Raw genomic sequence first — 15231 nt, 5'->3', positions numbered from 1 at the left:
ATGAAGCAGTACGGCACCGCCGCACAGCACCAGAGCCGCGAGGACGAGAACGCCACCGACCTCCTGCTCGGACGCGTCGCGTCCGACGCGGGCGTCCCCGTCTTCGAGAGGGCCGACGGACGGGGCGGTTACGCGCCCATGTCCTCCGCCGCGTTCCTCGAGGAGGTCCGCGCCGTCGCCAAGGGGCTGATCGCCGTCGGCGTCGAGAGCGGCGATGTCGTCGCCATCCTCTCGCGCACCCGCTACGAGTGGGCCCTCGCGGACTTCGCGATCTGGTGGGCCGGAGGCGTGAGCGTCCCGATCTACGAGACCTCCTCCCCGAGCCAGATCCAGTGGATCGCCTCGAACTCCAAGGCGCGCTTCGCCCTCGTCGAGCAGACCCGCCATCGGGAGGACATGGAGTCCGTCCGCGGCGAGCTCCCCCATCTCGACCGCATCGGCGTCATCGACGACGGCATCCTCGACGAGCTCAAGGAGCGCGGCGAGGAGATCGACGACGACGTGCTCGAGCAGCGTCGCACCTCCCGCCGCATGGCCGATGTCGCCACGATCATCTACACCTCGGGGACGACCGGTCGCCCCAAGGGCGCCGAGCTCACCCACGCCAACTTCGTGGACACCACGCGCAGCGCGCTGACCCTGCTGGGCGACCACGTCCTCCCGCCGGGCTCCCGGATGCTCATGTTCCTGCCGATGGCGCACGTGTTCGCCCGTCTGCTGACCGTGCTCGCGATCGCCTGGCCGGTCACGACCGCCTTCACCGCGGACACGAAGAACCTCCTGCCCGATCTCCAGGCCTTCCGTCCGACCTTCCTGCTCGCGGTCCCCCGCGTGTTCGAGAAGGTGTACAACGGCGCCGAGGCGAAGGCCATCGCCGGCGGCAAGGGCAAGATCTTCGCCACGGCCGCGGACACCGCGATCGCCTGGTCGAAGGCCGAGTCCGCCGGCAAGGTGCCCGCGCTGCTGAAGCTCAAGCACCGCCTGTTCGACAAGCTCGTCTACAGCACCCTGCGCGATGCCATGGGCGGGCAGGTCTCGTGGGCGGTCTCCGGCGGCGCACCGCTGGGCTCGCGCCTGGCGCACTTCTTCCGCGGCATCGGCGTGACCGTCCTCGAGGGCTACGGCCTGACCGAGACCACCGCCCCGGTGGGCGTGAACCTGCCCTGGAACGTCAAGCCTGGAACCGTCGGCCCCCCGCTGCCCGGCGCGACCGTGGCGATCGACGACGACGGCGAGATCCTCGTCAAGGGCGTGATGGTCTTCAAGGGCTATCACGACAACCCCGAGGCCACCGCCGAGGCCCTGCGCGACGGATGGTTCCGCACCGGCGATCTCGGTTCCCTGGACGAGGACGGCTCCCTCACCATCACCGGGCGCTCCAAGGAGGTCATCGTGACCGCGGGCGGCAAGAACATCTCCCCCGCCCAGCTCGAGGACCAGCTGCGCTCGCATCCGCTGGTCAGCCAGTGCATCGTGACCGGCGACCAGAAGCCCTTCGTCGCGGCGATCCTCACCCTCGACGCCGAGATGCTGCCGACCTGGTTGAAGAACAACGGCCTTCCGGAGCTGACGGTCACGGAGGCCGCGACGGACCAGCGCGTCCTCGCCGAGCTGCAGACCGTCGTCGACAAGGCCAACTCGACGGTCTCCCGGGCGGAGTCCATCCGCGTGTTCCGGGTGATCGACACCGACTTCACCGAGGAGAACGGCTACCTCACGCCGTCGCTGAAGCTCAAGCGCAACGTCGTGGTCAAGGACTTCGCCGGGGTCATCGAGGACATCTACTCGACGCCCCGCAAGCCCGCCTGATCCTCGGGCTGCTCTGCGCCCCTGCGGAGAACCTCGCGGCCCCGGCCGTCCGACCGCTCGGACTGTCGGGGCTGCGTCGTACCCTGCCTGCATGCCCGCCCGCCGCCAGCTCAGCTTCGACGATCTCGGCACCCCGCTCGCGGAGGCCACCCTGGTCGTCGTCGACCTCGAGACGACCGGCACCGACCCGGCCAGCGATGCGATCACCGAGATCGGCGCGGTCAAGGTCTGCGGCGGCGAGGTGCTCGGGGAGTTCCGCAGCTTCGTCGACCCCGGCCGCCCGATCCCCGCCTACGTCGCCTCGCTCACCGGCATCTCCGACCGGATGGTCGCCGACGCCCCGCGCATCCACGCCGTCCTCCCGATGTTCCTCGACTTCGTCGGCGATGCGGCCCTGGTCGCGCACAACGCCCGCTTCGACATCGGCTTCCTGCGCGCGCAGGCGGCCGTCTGCGAGGTGGCCTGGCCGGATCCCGCCGTGCTCGACACGCTCGCGCTCGCCCGCACGGTCTACCGGCGCGACGAGGTCGCGAACCACCGGCTCGGGACCCTCGCGGCGCACGTCGGCGCCTCCATCACCCCGGATCACCGGGCCCTCTCGGACGCGCGGGCGACCGTCGACGTGCTCCACGCCATCATCGCCCGGCTGGGACCGCACGGCGCCTCGACCCTCGAGGACCTGGTCTCCGCGCACCGGCGCGCGACCCCGGTGCAGCTGCGCAAGAAGCACCTCGCGGAGTCCATCCCCTCGGTGCCGGGCGTCTACCAGTTCCTCGACGCCGAGGGCTCCGTGCTGTACGTCGGCACCTCCCGCGATCTGCGCTCGCGGGTGCGCACCTACTTCACGGCCGCCGAGACCCGGCGCCGCGTCCTGGACATGCTCCCCCGCGCCGAGGAGATCCGGGTCATCGAGTGCGTCACCCCCACCGAGGCGGCCGTCCGCGAGCTGCGCATCATCGGCCGGGAGAAGCCTCCGTCGAACCGCCGCTCCCTGCGCCCGGAGAAGGCCCTCTGGCTGCGCCTGGGCAGCGGCCGCGAGGGCCTGCGCGCCGCACGGCTGGCCCGCGACGAGGCCGACGGCACCGCCCATATCGGCCCGCTCGCCTCGCGGCACGACGTCGAACCCCTGCGCGCGCTCCTGACCGATGCCGTGCTGGGCTCCGGCTCCTCCTTCGGCGGCCGCCGGCTCGACGATCCGCCCGACGGCTCCGACGGCTCTGTCGGCTCTGTCGGCCCCGACGGCTCTAGCAGCCCCGACGGGACCGGTGATGCGGGGGCGCAGGGTCGCCGGGGCGGGCATCGCGACCGGGTCCGCCGCGCGATGCTCGAGGATCCCGAGGAGGTCCTCGTCCACGCGGCGTCGCGCATGCGGGTGCACTCGAGCGCCGGCCGCTACGAGGACGCGGACCGGGTCCGTCGCACCGCCGACGCCTATCTCCGCGCCGCGCGCCGAGCCGCCCGCCTGCGTGCGATCTCTCGCGTGCCGCTCCTGATCGCCGCTCGTCCCAGCAGCGATCCCGTCGTCGGCGGTCGGGGATGGGAGCTCCTCGCCGTGCGCCGCGGCCGGTTCTCCGGCACCCTGCTCGTCCCCCATCGCGCCGATCCGCTCGCCGCCGCCCGCGCCCTCGCCCTCACGGGCCAGGGCGAGGAGGAGCTCGCCGGGCCGCTGTGCCAGGGCCACCATGAGGAGACCGAGCTGCTCCTCGGATGGCTCGAGGGCGACGGGGTGCGCACCGTGCTCTGCGAGGGCTCCTGGGAGGTCCCCGCCCGCGCCCGCTTCTCCGCCGAGCGTCTCGCCGAGGTCTTCGCACGCACCGCGCAGGCCGCGAGGGAATAGGCTCGTGCCATCGCATGCCCGAGGCGCTCCGGCGCCGCGTCCAGAGGAGATCCCATGATCACGGCCATCGTCTCGATCATCGTCGAGCCCCACCGCATTCCCGAGGTCGCCCAGGAGATCGTCGACCTCGACGGCGTGGAGCAGGTCTACTCGGTGACGGGCGACGTGGACCTCGTGGCCGTCGTCAAGGTCCGCGCCCACGACGAGCTCGCCGACGTCATCGCCGACCGCCTCAGCAAGGTCGAGGGCGTGCTCGACACGAGCACCAACATCGCCTTCCGCACCTATTCGAAGCGCGACCTCGACGCCGCCTTCGACCTCGGCATCGACAGCTGAGGTCGAGCACCGCCGAGACGGGAGGAGGGCCGGGAGCGCGATGCGCCCTCGGCCCTCCTCGTCTCCGCACGTCCCCCGGCACCGCCTCGGACGGCGGCCTCGTCGCCCGGTCGACCGCGGCTCAGACCGCGGCGTCGAACGCCTCCTGCGATGCGCGGGCCCAGCGGGACACGAGGTCCGTCGGCCGGCCCGACTCGAGAGCCTCCTCCGCCTCGCGGTAGGCGGCGCCGATCCGCTCGAGGAAGCCGTCCTCGGCGACCTCGCCGATGCCGTCGAAGGCGACCGCGCCGGCGGCCGCGTTCAGCAGGACCGCCTCGCGCACCGATCGCAGCCGGCCGTCGGTCTCGCCGGCGAAGACCCGGCGCACGACGTCCGCGTTGTGCACGGCGTCACCCCCGCGGAGCGAGTCCGCCGGGCTGAGCTCGATGCCGACGACCTCGCGCGGGTCCAGGACATGGGAACGCACCTCGCCTCCGCGCACCTCCCAGACATCCGACGGCGCGGTGACGGTCAGCTCGTCGAGCCCGTCCCGCCCGCGGAAGACCAGCGCGGAGGTGCCGCGCTCCGCGAAGACCCCGGCCACGATCGGGGCGACCGCGATGTCCGCGACGCCCACGGCGCTCGCCCCCGGCCGCCCCGGGTTGGTGATCGGCCCGAGGATGTTCATGACGGTCGGGATGCCGAGCCCCTTGCGCGCCTCGGCGGCGAAGCGCATGGAGGGGTGGAACACCTGGGCGAACAGGAAGGTGATGCCGACCTCCGCGATCATCGCCTGCACCTGCGGGACGGCCAGATCCAGCCGCACGCCGAGCTCCTCGAGGACGTCGGCCGTCCCGGACTTGGAGGAGGACGCCCGGTTGCCGTGCTTGACGACGGTCCGGCCCGTCGACGCGATCACGAGAGCCGCCATCGTCGAGATGTTGACGGTCTGCGCCATGTCGCCGCCGGTGCCGACGATGTCGATCGAGCGCGCGGGGACGTCGATCTCGCGCGCATGGGACACCATCGAGTCGGCGAGGGCCGCCAGCTCCTCGCTGCTGACCCCCTTCCCCTGGAGGGCGACGAGGAAGCCGGCGAGCTGGACCGGCGTCGAACCGCCGGACATGACCTCGTCCATCGCCCATCCCGCCTCGCGCGCCCCCAGCTGCTCGCCGCGCACCAGACGCGACGTGATCCCGGGCCAGGTCGGAGTGTTCTCGCTCATGACCCGATGATCGCATTGCGGAGCACCGGAAGGGTCTGCCCGGTCACGCCTCGGATCACGGATACGTCACACGCGGCGCACGGGGGAGCTTCCATCCCGTGTCTGGGTTCGTGACACGCCGTCAGGAGGGATATGCTGGCCGAGTCCGCCCAGGGCTGAGCCCTGCGGTGTGCCTGGGAGTCGTGACCTGGACCACCGAAACTGACGACACGACAAGTGGTGACGTGACTACTGCGACCTTGACCGAGCGCCCTGCTGCCGCTGCCCCCGCGGTCGGCCGGCCCAATCCGACGCAGATCGGCACGATCGTCTGGCTCTCGAGCGAGCTGATGTTCTTCGGCGGACTCTTCGCCATGTTCTTCACGCTCCGCTCGATGGTGCCGGACACGTTCGCCGACGGACAGAGCAACTTCACGCACGGCTTCGCCCTCGTGAACACCATCATCCTGGTCGCGAGCTCGTTCGCCTGCCAGATGGCCGTCTTCATGGCCGAGGGCCGCCTCCCCGGCGGCCGGGTCTTCGCCCCGCGGAAGCACCGCATCGGCTCGATCTTCAACCCCGCCGGCTGGGGCACCGTCGAGTGGCTCGTGCTCACCTTCCTCATGGGCGCCGTCTTCGTGTCCGGTCAGGCCTTCGAGTACGCCGAGCTCGTCCACAAGGGCGTGACGATGTCGTCGAGCCCCTTCGGCTCGGTCTTCTTCCTGTCGACCGGCTTCCACGGCCTCCACGTGCTCGGCGGCCTCATCGCCTTCCTCATGGTGCTGATGCGCCTGTTCTCGGCGAAGAAGTTCACGCAGCACGAGCAGATCTCGGTGATCTGCCTGTCCTACTACTGGCACTTCGTCGACGTGGTCTGGATCGGCCTCTTCTTCGTCGTGTACATGCTCGACCCGCTGATGACGAGCCTCAACCCGGACCACGTCATCAACGTCGTCTTCAACTGGACCATCTTCTGATGCTGAGATCGCACGGGGCCCCCGGCCCCGACGCCCTCGCCCTCCACCCCTCCCCCGCTCGTCCCCTCCACGAATCGAGGTCCGAACCGTGAAGGCACTCGCCGCACGTCGTCATCACCCGATGGCACTACTCGTGATATTGCTGCTCGCGCTCGTCGCGACCGGCGGGCTGTACGTCGCGTTCCAGCCGCGCACCGCCCAGGCTGAGGGCTACACGCAGGACGACATCGACGCGGGCGAGGCGCTGTTCCTCGCCAACTGCGCCACCTGCCATGGCACCAACGCCGAGGGCCTCGTGGACTCCGACGGCAACACGCTCGGCGTGTCGCTGATCGGCGTCGGCGCCGCCGCCGTCGACTTCCAGGTCGGCACCGGCCGCATGCCGATGCAGAACGCCGGCGCCCAGGCCCAGCGCAAGCCCGCGCAGTTCACCGACGAGCAGATCAGCCAGCTCGCCGCCTACGTCGCCTCCCTCGGCGCCGGCCCCGCCGTGCCCGATGAGGAGTACCTCGACACCTCCGAGGGCAATGCCGCGCGCGGTGGCGAGATCTTCCGCATCAACTGCGCCATGTGCCACAACGCGGCCGGCCAGGGCGGTGCTCTGACCTACGGCAAGTTCGCGCCCGAGGTCACCGGTCTCGAGGCGAAGCACGTGTACGAGGCGATGGAGACCGGCCCGCAGAACATGCCCGTGTTCAGCGACTCGAACCTCTCCGCCGAGGACAAGCGCGACGTCATCACCTACCTCGAGCAGATCGACGAGAACGGCACCCCCGGCGGCATCTCGCTCGGCTCCCTCGGCCCCGTCACCGAGGGCCTGTACGCCTGGACCATCATCCTCGCCCTCCTCACCGGCACCGCCGTGTGGCTGGGGGCGAAGGCCAAGTGAGCACCAAGGACATGAACCAGAACCTCGACGGCAGCTCGCCCGCGAAGGGCGTCAGCGCCATCGTCCCCAAGGAGGACGGCGGCTTCCCCAACCCGGGGCTCCCGCCGCACGTCCACCGCCAGGCGGACTCCGATCCCCGCGCCGAGAAGCGCGCCGAGCGCGTCGTCGCCGGCCTCTTCCTCCTCTCCGTCATCGGCACGGTCGTCTTCGTCCTCGCCTACTTCCTGGTCACGCCGACCGGGAAGAACATCTTCGCGGAGACCGGCAGCACCGACGCCCTGTGGTGGTCGAACCTGATCACGGGCCTGGGACTCGCCGTCGGCGTGTTCTTCATCGGCGCCGCCGCGGTCCACTGGGCCAAGACCCTCATGCCCGACGAGGAGATGGTCGAGGAGCGCCATGCCCTCGAGGGCGATGCGGAGACGCGCGAGACCGCGGTCGAGATGATCACCGACGGCCTGCACGAGTCCGGCATCGGACGCCGTCCGCTCATCGTCACGTCGATGGTCGCCGCCCTCGCGGCCCTGCCGATCGCGGTCCTCGCACCGCTGTCGACGCTCGGCCCGCTGCCCGGCAACAAGCTGCACCACACCTTCTGGCGCGCCGGCATGCGCCTCGCCCGCGATCACGACGGCACGCCGATCAAGGCGTCCGAGGTCGTCATGAACTCGATCTTCCACGTGATGCCCGAGGACCTCACCCATGAGACCGAGAACTTCATGGAGGAGCGCGCCAAGGCCGCCACGGTGATCGTGCGCATCGACCCGGCGCTCGGCAAGGACCAGGACAGCCTGGACAACGGCTACGAGGGAATCCTCGCCTTCTCGAAGATCTGCACCCACGTGGGCTGCCCCGTGGCCCTCTACGAGCAGCAGACGCACCACATGCTGTGCCCCTGCCACCAGTCGACGTTCGACGTGACCGATGGCGCGAAGGTCATCTTCGGCCCGGCGCACCGTCCGCTCCCCCAGCTGCCGATCGAAGTGGACTCCGAGGGCTACCTCGTGGCCGCCGGCGACTTCCTCGATCCGATCGGTCCCAGCTTCTGGGACATCCACAAGGACAAGTGATCACGTGACGACCACGACATCCGGTTCCCGGTCCCAGACCGCCGGCGAGAAGCCCAGCCGCGCTCTCCAGCTCGGAAGCGTCGGCGGCGAGTTCCTGGACTCGCGCGTCGGCGGAGCGGGCCTGGTCAAGTTCTTCGCCCGCAAGATCTTCCCCGACCACTGGTCGTTCATGTTCGGCGAGGTGGCTCTCTACAGCTTCGTCGTGCTGCTGATCTCGGGCACGTTCCTGACCATGTTCTTCGACCCCTCCATGGAGGAGGTCATCTACAACGGCCCCTACGAGCCCCTGCAGGGGCTTCATATGAGCCGTGCGTTCGAGTCGACCCTGCACATCTCGTTCGAGGTCAAGGGCGGCCTGCTGTTCCGGCAGATGCACCACTGGGCAGCGCTCGTGTTCATGGTCGCGATCTTCGTGCACATGTTCCGCGTGTTCTTCACCGGTGCGTTCCGCAAGCCCCGTGAGCTGAACTGGCTCGTCGGCTTCACGCTCATGGTCCTGGGCATGTTCGCCGGCTTCTCCGGCTACTCCCTCCCCGACGACGTGCTCTCCGGCAACGGCCTGCGCGTGATCGACGGCCTCTTCAAGGCGGTCCCGATCATCGGCACCTACATGTCTATGCTGCTGTTCGGCGGCGAGTTCCCCGGTACTCAGATCATCCCGCGCCTGTTCACGATCCACATCCTGCTGATCCCCGCGATCATCCTCGGACTCATCGCGATCCACCTGGTCATGCTGGTCGCGCACAAGCACGCCCACTACCCGGGCCCGGGTCGCACCGACCGCAACGTCGTCGGCTTCCCGCTGTTCCCCGTCTACACCGCCAAGGCGGGCGGGTTCTTCTTCCTGGTCTTCGGCATCATCACGCTGATCTCCGCGACGACGGCGATCAACGCCGTGTGGATCTACGGTCCGTACGACCCCTCCCCCGTCTCGGCCGGCTCGCAGCCCGACTGGTACATGCTCTGGACCGACGGCGGACTCCGCCTTATCCCGGGCTGGGAGTTCACGATCTTCGGCTACGTGATCTCGCTGAACATCCTGCTCCCGATCGTGGTCTACGGCGGCCTGATGGCGTTCCTCGCCCTCTACCCCTTCATCGAGGCCTGGGTGACCGGAGACGATCGCGAGCACCACGTCCTGGACCTGCCGTACAACACTCCGGTCCGCACGGGCCTGGGCGTCGGCTGGATCACCAGCTATCTGATCCTGGCTCTCGCGGCGACGAACGACCTCATCGCCATCGCGCTGCATCTCTCGATCAACAACCTCACCTGGTTCTTCCGCATCGCGTTCTTCGTCGGCCCGGTCCTGACGTTCTGGATCACGAAGCGCGTGTGCATCTCGATCCAGCGCCACAAGCGCCAGCTCGCGCTGCACGGCGTCGAGACCTCTCGCGTGGTCCGCACCGAGAGCGGCGAGATGCTGGAGATCCACGAGCCGCTGAACGAGTACGACCGCTGGGTCCTGGTCCAGCACGACACGTTCCGTCCGCTCAAGGCCGGCAACGGCGTCTCCTCGCTCCGTGCGAAGGCGACCTCGTTCTTCTTCAAGGACAGCATCGAGCCGATCACGCCCTCGGAGCTGCGCGAGGCCACCGAGCACGCGCACCACGACCAGCACAAGATCGACGAGGTCACGGGCGGCGACTACCGCACGCCTGCCGAGAAGGCGGTCCACTGACCGACCTGGTCCTGCGCCCGCGCAGGTGACGGCAATCCACAGGGCCCCGGGAGAACTTCGGTTCTCCCGGGGCCCTGTGCATGTGCCGCCCGGGGAGGTCGAGACGGGCGCTTCCCGGCGCGGCCCATCGCAGCGCGGCATCCCCCACAGAGTCGTTCCAGAATGCGGCGGCAGCGAAGCCGTCTCGCCGCGAGGTGAGGAGCTCGCTCCCGGCGTCCAGGCGACGGTGCCTTCTGCCGTTCCGCTGGCACGCTCGGTCGGCCGGCTCGCTGTCGCCGTCTGCCGACGACCGACGCGCGGATGCCCCCACTCCCCCGGGACGGCCCGATGCCTGTGCTCCCTGCCCCGCTGAGCGAGCATTCGTCATCGTGGGGGCCACTGACATGTGCCCCTGGGGCCGGCGATCGTGCCGGCCCGGGACACGGCAGCCATCTGGGGGCGGACGACTGAGCAAGCGGCGTGCATCGAGCGTGCCCCCCCCAGCGCGGGATCGAACCTATCCAGCCAGGGCCGCCCTCCTCCCCGCGCCACGAGGCCGTCGGTCCAGAGCGCCGGCCTCCCGATGCCCAGAGTCACACCCCTACAATGCGTGAACGCGATCGAGCATCTTATCGTGCATTACAGTTGTGCTGTGCGGAGTGAGTGCTTCCCTCGTTGCTTCCGCTCCAACCGATCGCTAGCCTGCCTGTCGCCCGTGTGCAGTCGATGCATCGTCGATGAGCTCGCGGTGATCCGCTTCCAGCGGCTCACCGGCTGCTGTCTCACGGCGCCTCCATGATGCGGGGCCATGTCGGGAAGCTCCACCCAGGAGGGAGACGGTGCAGGCCGCCCCTCCGGCGTGATCTCGACTCCTCTCCCCGCCCTGCCGAGTCACCGGAGGAACAGTTCAGGAGAAGAGCCCGCGCGCTGGCCGGCTCTACCCTCGCTGGCCACCCCGCGCTGACAACACCCCACGGCGAGGCTCAGCGCCGTGAGGTCCGTCCACGACGTCTCAGCGCAGAAGGTTCTTCCAGCGCGGTCCACGCGCAGGGCGGGGCTCCTCGCCGTGAGCTCGCCGGAGCTGCTCGACGAGGTAGCGAGCGGTGGCGATCCTCAGACGTCTGTTCCGCCGATGGAGCAGCTGCGCAGCGGCGAACGGAGTGCGCTGCGGATCCAGCGCAGCGTCGTCGAGCTGTCCGCGTGCCCAGTCCAGAGCCGTGTCGAGACTCGACCCGCTCTCCGGGAAGGCACGCTGCAGGTCCTCGTCGGCCAGCTCCTGAATGGTCTTCCTGCTCTTGAGCATCCGCTCTGTCCCCCTTCGCTCCCCCAGCCCCGCGCCATCGCCTCCGACGCTCCTGGCCGGGCATCTGCACATGTGCGCTCGCTGCATGCCTCGTCTGCGCCCTGAGCATACCCAAGGGCCGGCGTCACGCAGTCCCTGATTCCTCCGCTTCGGCGAGGCCGCACCGCCTCCGGCTCCCGACAGCTCGGGAACGCGACGAGGGCCTCGCATCGAAGAATCGATGCAAGGCCCTCGTCCTGCAGTCGGCGCCGAGGCCGCCGGGATCAGTGCGCGTGGTGGCCGGAGGAGAACTCCAGGACCCAGCCGATGATGCCGACGAAGGCCAGGATGAGGCCCCCGGCGAAGATCCACCAGCCAGCGGCGACGCCGAGGAAGCACAGCGCCGCACCAGCGGCGGCCCAGAGGGGCCACCAGCTGTAGGGAGCGAAGCTGCCCTGGACACCGGCCTGATCGGAGACCTCGCCGTCGAGACGATCCTCCGGGCGATCCTTGTGGGCCCGCGTGTTGAGCGTCAGGAAGATGCCGATGAGACCGCCCAGGCCACCGGCACCGAGGAGGGTGGCGAAGCCGACCGGCTCGATCCCCATCGGCTGGTTGCGCCCGGTGACGACGCCGTAGGCGATGGCGACCACGACGAAGAAGGCGCAGAGGATGTAGAAGATGCGCGCGGATGCGTTCATGGGTCAGTTGCTCCTCGGGTTCTTCACGGGCTCCTCGCCCAGCATGTGATCCTGCGCGGCGATCTCCGGGTGGTGGAGGTCGAAGGCCGGGCGCTCGGAGCGCACGCGGGGAAGCGAGTGGAAGTTATGACGCGGGGGCGGGCAGGACGTCGCCCACTCGAGCGAGGCTCCGTAGCCCCACGGATCGTCGACCTCGACCTTCTTGCCCTTGAGGTGGGTGAGCACGACGTTGAGGATGAACGGCAGCGTCGAGGCACCGAGGATGAAGGCGCCGATCGTGGAGATCTGGTTCATCCACTCGAAGCCGTCCTCCGCCAGGTAGTTCACGTAACGGCGGGGTGCTCCCTCCACGCCCAGCCAGTGCTGGATCAGGAAGGTCATGTGGAAGCCGATCATCAGCAGCCAGAAGTGGATCTTGCCGATGCGCTCGCTCAGCTTGTAGCCGAAGAACTTCGGCCACCAGAAGTAGAAGCCGGCGAACATCTCGAAGGCGACCGTTCCGAACACCACGTAGTGGAAGTGCGCCACGACGAAGTAGGTGTCGGAGATATGGAAGTCCAGGACCGGCGAGGACAGGATGACGCCGGTGAGGCCGCCGAAGAGGAAGGTCGTGAGGAAGCCGAGCGTGAACAGCATCGGCGTCTCGAAGGTGATCGACCCTCTCCACATCGTGCCGACCCAGTTGAAGAACTTCACGCCGGTGGGCACCGCGATCAGCATCGTCATGAAGGAGAAGAAGTCCAGCATGACCGCACCGGTCGTGTACATGTGGTGAGCCCACACCGTGACCGACAGGGCGGCGATGGAGATCGTCGCGCCGACCAGGGACTTGTAGCCGAACATCGGCTTGCGGGAGAAGACCGGGATGATCTCTGAGGCGATGCCGAAGAAGGGCAGCGCGAGGACGTACACCTCAGGGTGGCCGAAGAACCAGAACAGGTGCTGCCAGAGGATCGGCCCGCCGTTCTCGGGGTTGAAGATCTGCGCGTCGAAGCGTCGATCAGCACCGAGCGCGAGCAGCGCGGAGGCCAGGGGCGGGAACGCCATCAGCACGAGGATGCCGGTGACCAGCACGTTCCAGGTGAAGATCGGCATGCGGAACATGGTCATGCCGGGCATGCGCATGCAGATGATCGTGGTGATGAAGTTGACCGATCCGAGGATCGTTCCGAAGCCCTGCAAGCCCAAGCCGAAGACCCATAGATCACCGCCCAGGCCAGGGGTGAACGTGGTGTCGGACAGCGGCGCGTAGGCGAACCAGCCGAAGGAGGCCGCACCCTGAGGGGTGAGGAAGCCGCCGACCGCGATGAGGGAGCCGAACAGCGTCAGCCAGAAGGCGAACATGTTCAGTCGCGGGAACGCCATGTCGACGGCGCCGATCTGGAGCGGCACCAGGTAGTTGGCGAAGCCGTTGAACAGCGGCGTGCCGAACATCAGCAGCATGATCGTGCCGTGCATGGTGAACAGCTGGTTGTACTGGTCCTTGGAGACCACGACCTGCAGGCCGGGCTCCCAGAGCTCGGCGCGGATCATCAGCGCGAGCACTCCGCCGAAGCAGAAGAACGCGAAGGCCATCGCCATGTACATGATGCCGATCAGCTTGTGATCGGTCGTCGTGAGGAGGTTGAAGATCAGCTTCCCCGCGCTGCCGCGCTGGGGCTCCTCGAAGCGAGCGGGCGCCGTGGGCGTCGACTCGGCAGTTGCGGTGCGGGCGCTCACTTGTCGCCCTCCTGTCCGGCCAGGGAGCCTCCGCGGGTCGCGGCGACGCCTTCGTCGTAGGCCTCGCGCATGCTCCAGTCCTCCTGATTGCGGTTGAGGTCCACGCCGAGCTCGCCGACGTAGCCCTGGTCCTCGAGCTCCTGCATATGCGCCTCGAACTCCTCCAGGGAGACGACCTCGACGTTGAAGAGCATGTCGGAGTGGTACTCGCCGCACAGCTCCGCGCACTTGCCGTCGTAGGTGCCCTCACGGGTGGGGACGATCTGGAAGGTCGAGGTGCGCCCCGGGATCATGTCCTTCTTGTAGAGGAAGTCCACGACCCAGAACGAATGGATGACGTCACGGGAGTCGAGGCGGAACTCGACCGTCTGCCCCTCCGGCAGGTACAGGACGGGCAGCGACTCGGCGGCGCCCTCCTGGCCGGTCTCGAAGGACTGCACGCCGGCGGGCTCGTGCACGTCGTAGGTGACGTAGTTGAAGTCCCAGCTCCACTGCTTTCCGACGACGTTGATCACGACATCGGGATTGTCGTCGAGCGCCTCGATCTCGTGGATGTCGCGCTGGGTGAAGTAGAAGAAGGTGAGCACCATGACCACGGGCAGCAGCGTGAACATGAGCTCGAGCGGCACGTGGTAGCGCAGCTGGATCGGGAAGCCGGTGTCGTTCTTGCGACGGCGGTACGCGACCGCGCACCAGATGGCGAGGCCCCACACGATCAGGCCGACGATGACCAGGATCGACCAGGAGCCGACCCACATATTGGTGATGCGCTCGGTCTGGTTGGTGACCTGACCGTCGTCGTATCCCGGCATGAAGCCCCGCAGCTGCTTGTCCGTGCAGCCGGAGAGGATCAGGACTGCCAGAGCGACGCCTGTCGCCATCATGCGGCGTCCGCGCCGTGAGCGCTGAGGGGCCTGGGGGATCACAGAGATGACCTTCCGCTCGATGTCTCCGGCCGTCGGCGCCGACCGATCGCTGAGGCGACCGCCGGCCCCGCGGGGCGGAGCTGGTACTCGCATGGGCCGATGCATGCCCATGGTGCCGCACTCCTCTGAGGAAGGAGTCCTGGCGGGCGCACAGCGACCACCACTTGACGGCACCCCGTCATCATACGTGCTTCCGAGAGTGTTCCGACCACCGGCGCGCACCACTTCGACCAGATCACTCGACTGTGACGCGAACGTTGCTCCCGGATGCGGGACGAGCCCGGTCGGACGGTGCAGTTGCACCGTCCGACCGGGCTCGTCGGCCGACCTCCTGGATGAGCGGCCTCATGCGCCGCTCCGAGGCTCAGGCGAAGGAGTCGCCGCAGGCGCAGGAGCTCTGCGCGTTGGGGTTGTCGATCGTGAAGCCCTGCTTCTCGATGGTGTCGGCGAAGTCGATGACCGCGCCGGAGAGGTAGGGGCTGCTCATCTTGTCCACGACGACCTGGACGCCGTCGAAGTCGACGGTGAGGTCGTTGTCCATCAGGCGCTCGTCGAAGTAGAGCTGGTAGATCAGCCCGGAGCATCCGCCCGGCTGCACGGCGATGCGCAGGCGCAGGTCGTCGCGCCCCTCCTGCTCGAGCAGGGTCGAGACCTTCGACGCGGCACCGGGGGTGAGAGTCACTCCGTGAGCGGCGGTCGGGAGCTCGGTCGTACTGGTCATGAGGTCCTCCTCGAAGAACGGTGTGCGTCCAGAGTACGCCTGCGGAGCCCGCAGGGGGCGGGCGTGTGACGCGAACCGGTCGTGGCTGCGGCTCGGGCCCGGGGCGACAGGCCATCCGACA

General features: G+C 68.8%; 13 protein-coding genes. 7 read left to right on the top strand and 6 right to left on the bottom strand.

Annotation, left to right across the window (positions count from 1 at the left end):
• The 3 genes from ACXET9_RS04090 (at position 1) to ACXET9_RS04080 (ending at position 3982) form a co-directional block, all read left to right on the top strand.
• Positions 1 to 1809, top strand: a complete 1809-nt coding sequence (locus ACXET9_RS04090; protein WP_457885085.1) for an AMP-dependent synthetase/ligase — start codon at positions 1 to 3, stop codon at positions 1807 to 1809.
• Between the two features lie 91 nt (positions 1810 to 1900).
• Positions 1901 to 3646, top strand: a complete 1746-nt coding sequence (locus tag ACXET9_RS04085; protein ID WP_457885084.1) for a DEDD exonuclease domain-containing protein — start codon at positions 1901 to 1903, stop codon at positions 3644 to 3646.
• 54 nt (positions 3647 to 3700) lie between these two features.
• A complete protein-coding gene (locus ACXET9_RS04080; RefSeq protein ID WP_457885083.1) occupies positions 3701 to 3982 on the top strand; it encodes an Lrp/AsnC family transcriptional regulator in 282 nt (93 codons plus the stop codon).
• A gap of 121 nt (positions 3983 to 4103) precedes the next feature.
• Here the strand turns inward: ACXET9_RS04080 and trpD are convergent, their stop codons facing one another.
• Entirely contained in the window at positions 4104 to 5186 is a 1083-nt protein-coding gene (gene trpD, locus ACXET9_RS04075) for an anthranilate phosphoribosyltransferase (protein ID WP_457885081.1), read from the bottom strand.
• A gap of 224 nt (positions 5187 to 5410) precedes the next feature.
• Here trpD and ctaE point away from each other — a divergent pair, with 224 nt between their 5' ends.
• The 4 genes from ctaE (at position 5411) to qcrB (ending at position 9782) form a co-directional block, all read left to right on the top strand.
• On the top strand, positions 5411 to 6142 hold the full coding sequence (gene ctaE / locus ACXET9_RS04070; protein WP_457885080.1) for an aa3-type cytochrome oxidase subunit III: 732 nt from the start codon (positions 5411 to 5413) through the stop codon (positions 6140 to 6142).
• Positions 6143 to 6230: 88 nt separating this feature from the next.
• Positions 6231 to 7031, top strand: a complete 801-nt coding sequence (gene qcrC, locus ACXET9_RS04065; RefSeq protein ID WP_457885078.1) for a cytochrome bc1 complex diheme cytochrome c subunit — start codon at positions 6231 to 6233, stop codon at positions 7029 to 7031.
• Positions 7032 to 7042: 11 nt separating this feature from the next.
• Positions 7043 to 8101 (top strand): cytochrome bc1 complex Rieske iron-sulfur subunit, encoded by a 1059-nt coding sequence (gene qcrA, locus ACXET9_RS04060; protein ID WP_457885857.1) that lies wholly within the window; start codon positions 7043 to 7045, stop codon positions 8099 to 8101.
• A 4-nt stretch (positions 8102 to 8105) separates the two neighbouring features.
• A complete protein-coding gene (gene qcrB, locus ACXET9_RS04055; RefSeq protein WP_457885077.1) occupies positions 8106 to 9782 on the top strand; it encodes a cytochrome bc1 complex cytochrome b subunit in 1677 nt (558 codons plus the stop codon).
• Between the two features lie 991 nt (positions 9783 to 10773).
• Here the strand turns inward: qcrB and ACXET9_RS04050 are convergent.
• The 5 genes from ACXET9_RS04050 to erpA form a co-directional block, all read right to left on the bottom strand.
• Positions 10774 to 11064, bottom strand: a complete 291-nt coding sequence (locus ACXET9_RS04050; protein WP_457885075.1) for a hypothetical protein — start codon at positions 11062 to 11064, stop codon at positions 10774 to 10776.
• Positions 11065 to 11327: 263 nt separating this feature from the next.
• A complete protein-coding gene (ctaF, locus tag ACXET9_RS04045; RefSeq protein ID WP_457885073.1) occupies positions 11328 to 11744 on the bottom strand; it encodes an aa3-type cytochrome oxidase subunit IV in 417 nt (138 codons plus the stop codon).
• 3 nt (positions 11745 to 11747) lie between these two features.
• Entirely contained in the window at positions 11748 to 13463 is a 1716-nt protein-coding gene (gene ctaD, locus ACXET9_RS04040; protein ID WP_457885072.1) for an aa3-type cytochrome oxidase subunit I, read from the bottom strand.
• Positions 13460 to 14389, bottom strand: a complete 930-nt coding sequence (gene ctaC, locus ACXET9_RS04035) for an aa3-type cytochrome oxidase subunit II (RefSeq protein ID WP_457885070.1) — start codon at positions 14387 to 14389, stop codon at positions 13460 to 13462. Before ctaC ends, ctaD begins: the two co-directional genes overlap by 4 nt.
• Before the next feature lie 364 nt (positions 14390 to 14753).
• Positions 14754 to 15110 carry an iron-sulfur cluster insertion protein ErpA gene (gene erpA / locus ACXET9_RS04030; RefSeq protein WP_457885069.1) on the bottom strand — a complete coding sequence of 119 codons (357 nt, stop codon included), beginning with the start codon at positions 15108 to 15110 and terminating at the stop codon, positions 14754 to 14756.
• Positions 15111 to 15231: the final 121 nt, after the last annotated feature.

The sequence above is a fragment of the Brachybacterium netajii (SeqCode) genome (genome assembly GCF_054114245.1).
The sequence above is the reverse complement of the archived record's forward strand: the minus strand, read 5'-3'. Positions and strand labels throughout refer to the sequence as shown.

What these genes read in the sequence shown, in the direction of transcription:
- erpA (WP_457885069.1), bottom strand. Translation starts at nt 15,110, where the DNA reads ATGACCAGTACGACCGAGCTCCCGACCGCCGCTCACGGAGTGACTCTC.
- ACXET9_RS04050 (WP_457885075.1), bottom strand. Translation starts at nt 11,064, where the DNA reads ATGCTCAAGAGCAGGAAGACCATTCAGGAGCTGGCCGACGAGGACCTG.
- trpD (WP_457885081.1), bottom strand. Translation starts at nt 5,186, where the DNA reads ATGAGCGAGAACACTCCGACCTGGCCCGGGATCACGTCGCGTCTGGTG.
- ACXET9_RS04080 (WP_457885083.1), top strand. Translation starts at nt 3,701, where the DNA reads ATGATCACGGCCATCGTCTCGATCATCGTCGAGCCCCACCGCATTCCC.
- ACXET9_RS04085 (WP_457885084.1), top strand. Translation starts at nt 1,901, where the DNA reads ATGCCCGCCCGCCGCCAGCTCAGCTTCGACGATCTCGGCACCCCGCTC.
- ctaF (WP_457885073.1), bottom strand. Translation starts at nt 11,744, where the DNA reads ATGAACGCATCCGCGCGCATCTTCTACATCCTCTGCGCCTTCTTCGTC.
- qcrA (WP_457885857.1), top strand. Translation starts at nt 7,043, where the DNA reads ATGAACCAGAACCTCGACGGCAGCTCGCCCGCGAAGGGCGTCAGCGCC.
- ACXET9_RS04090 (WP_457885085.1), top strand. Translation starts at nt 1, where the DNA reads ATGAAGCAGTACGGCACCGCCGCACAGCACCAGAGCCGCGAGGACGAG.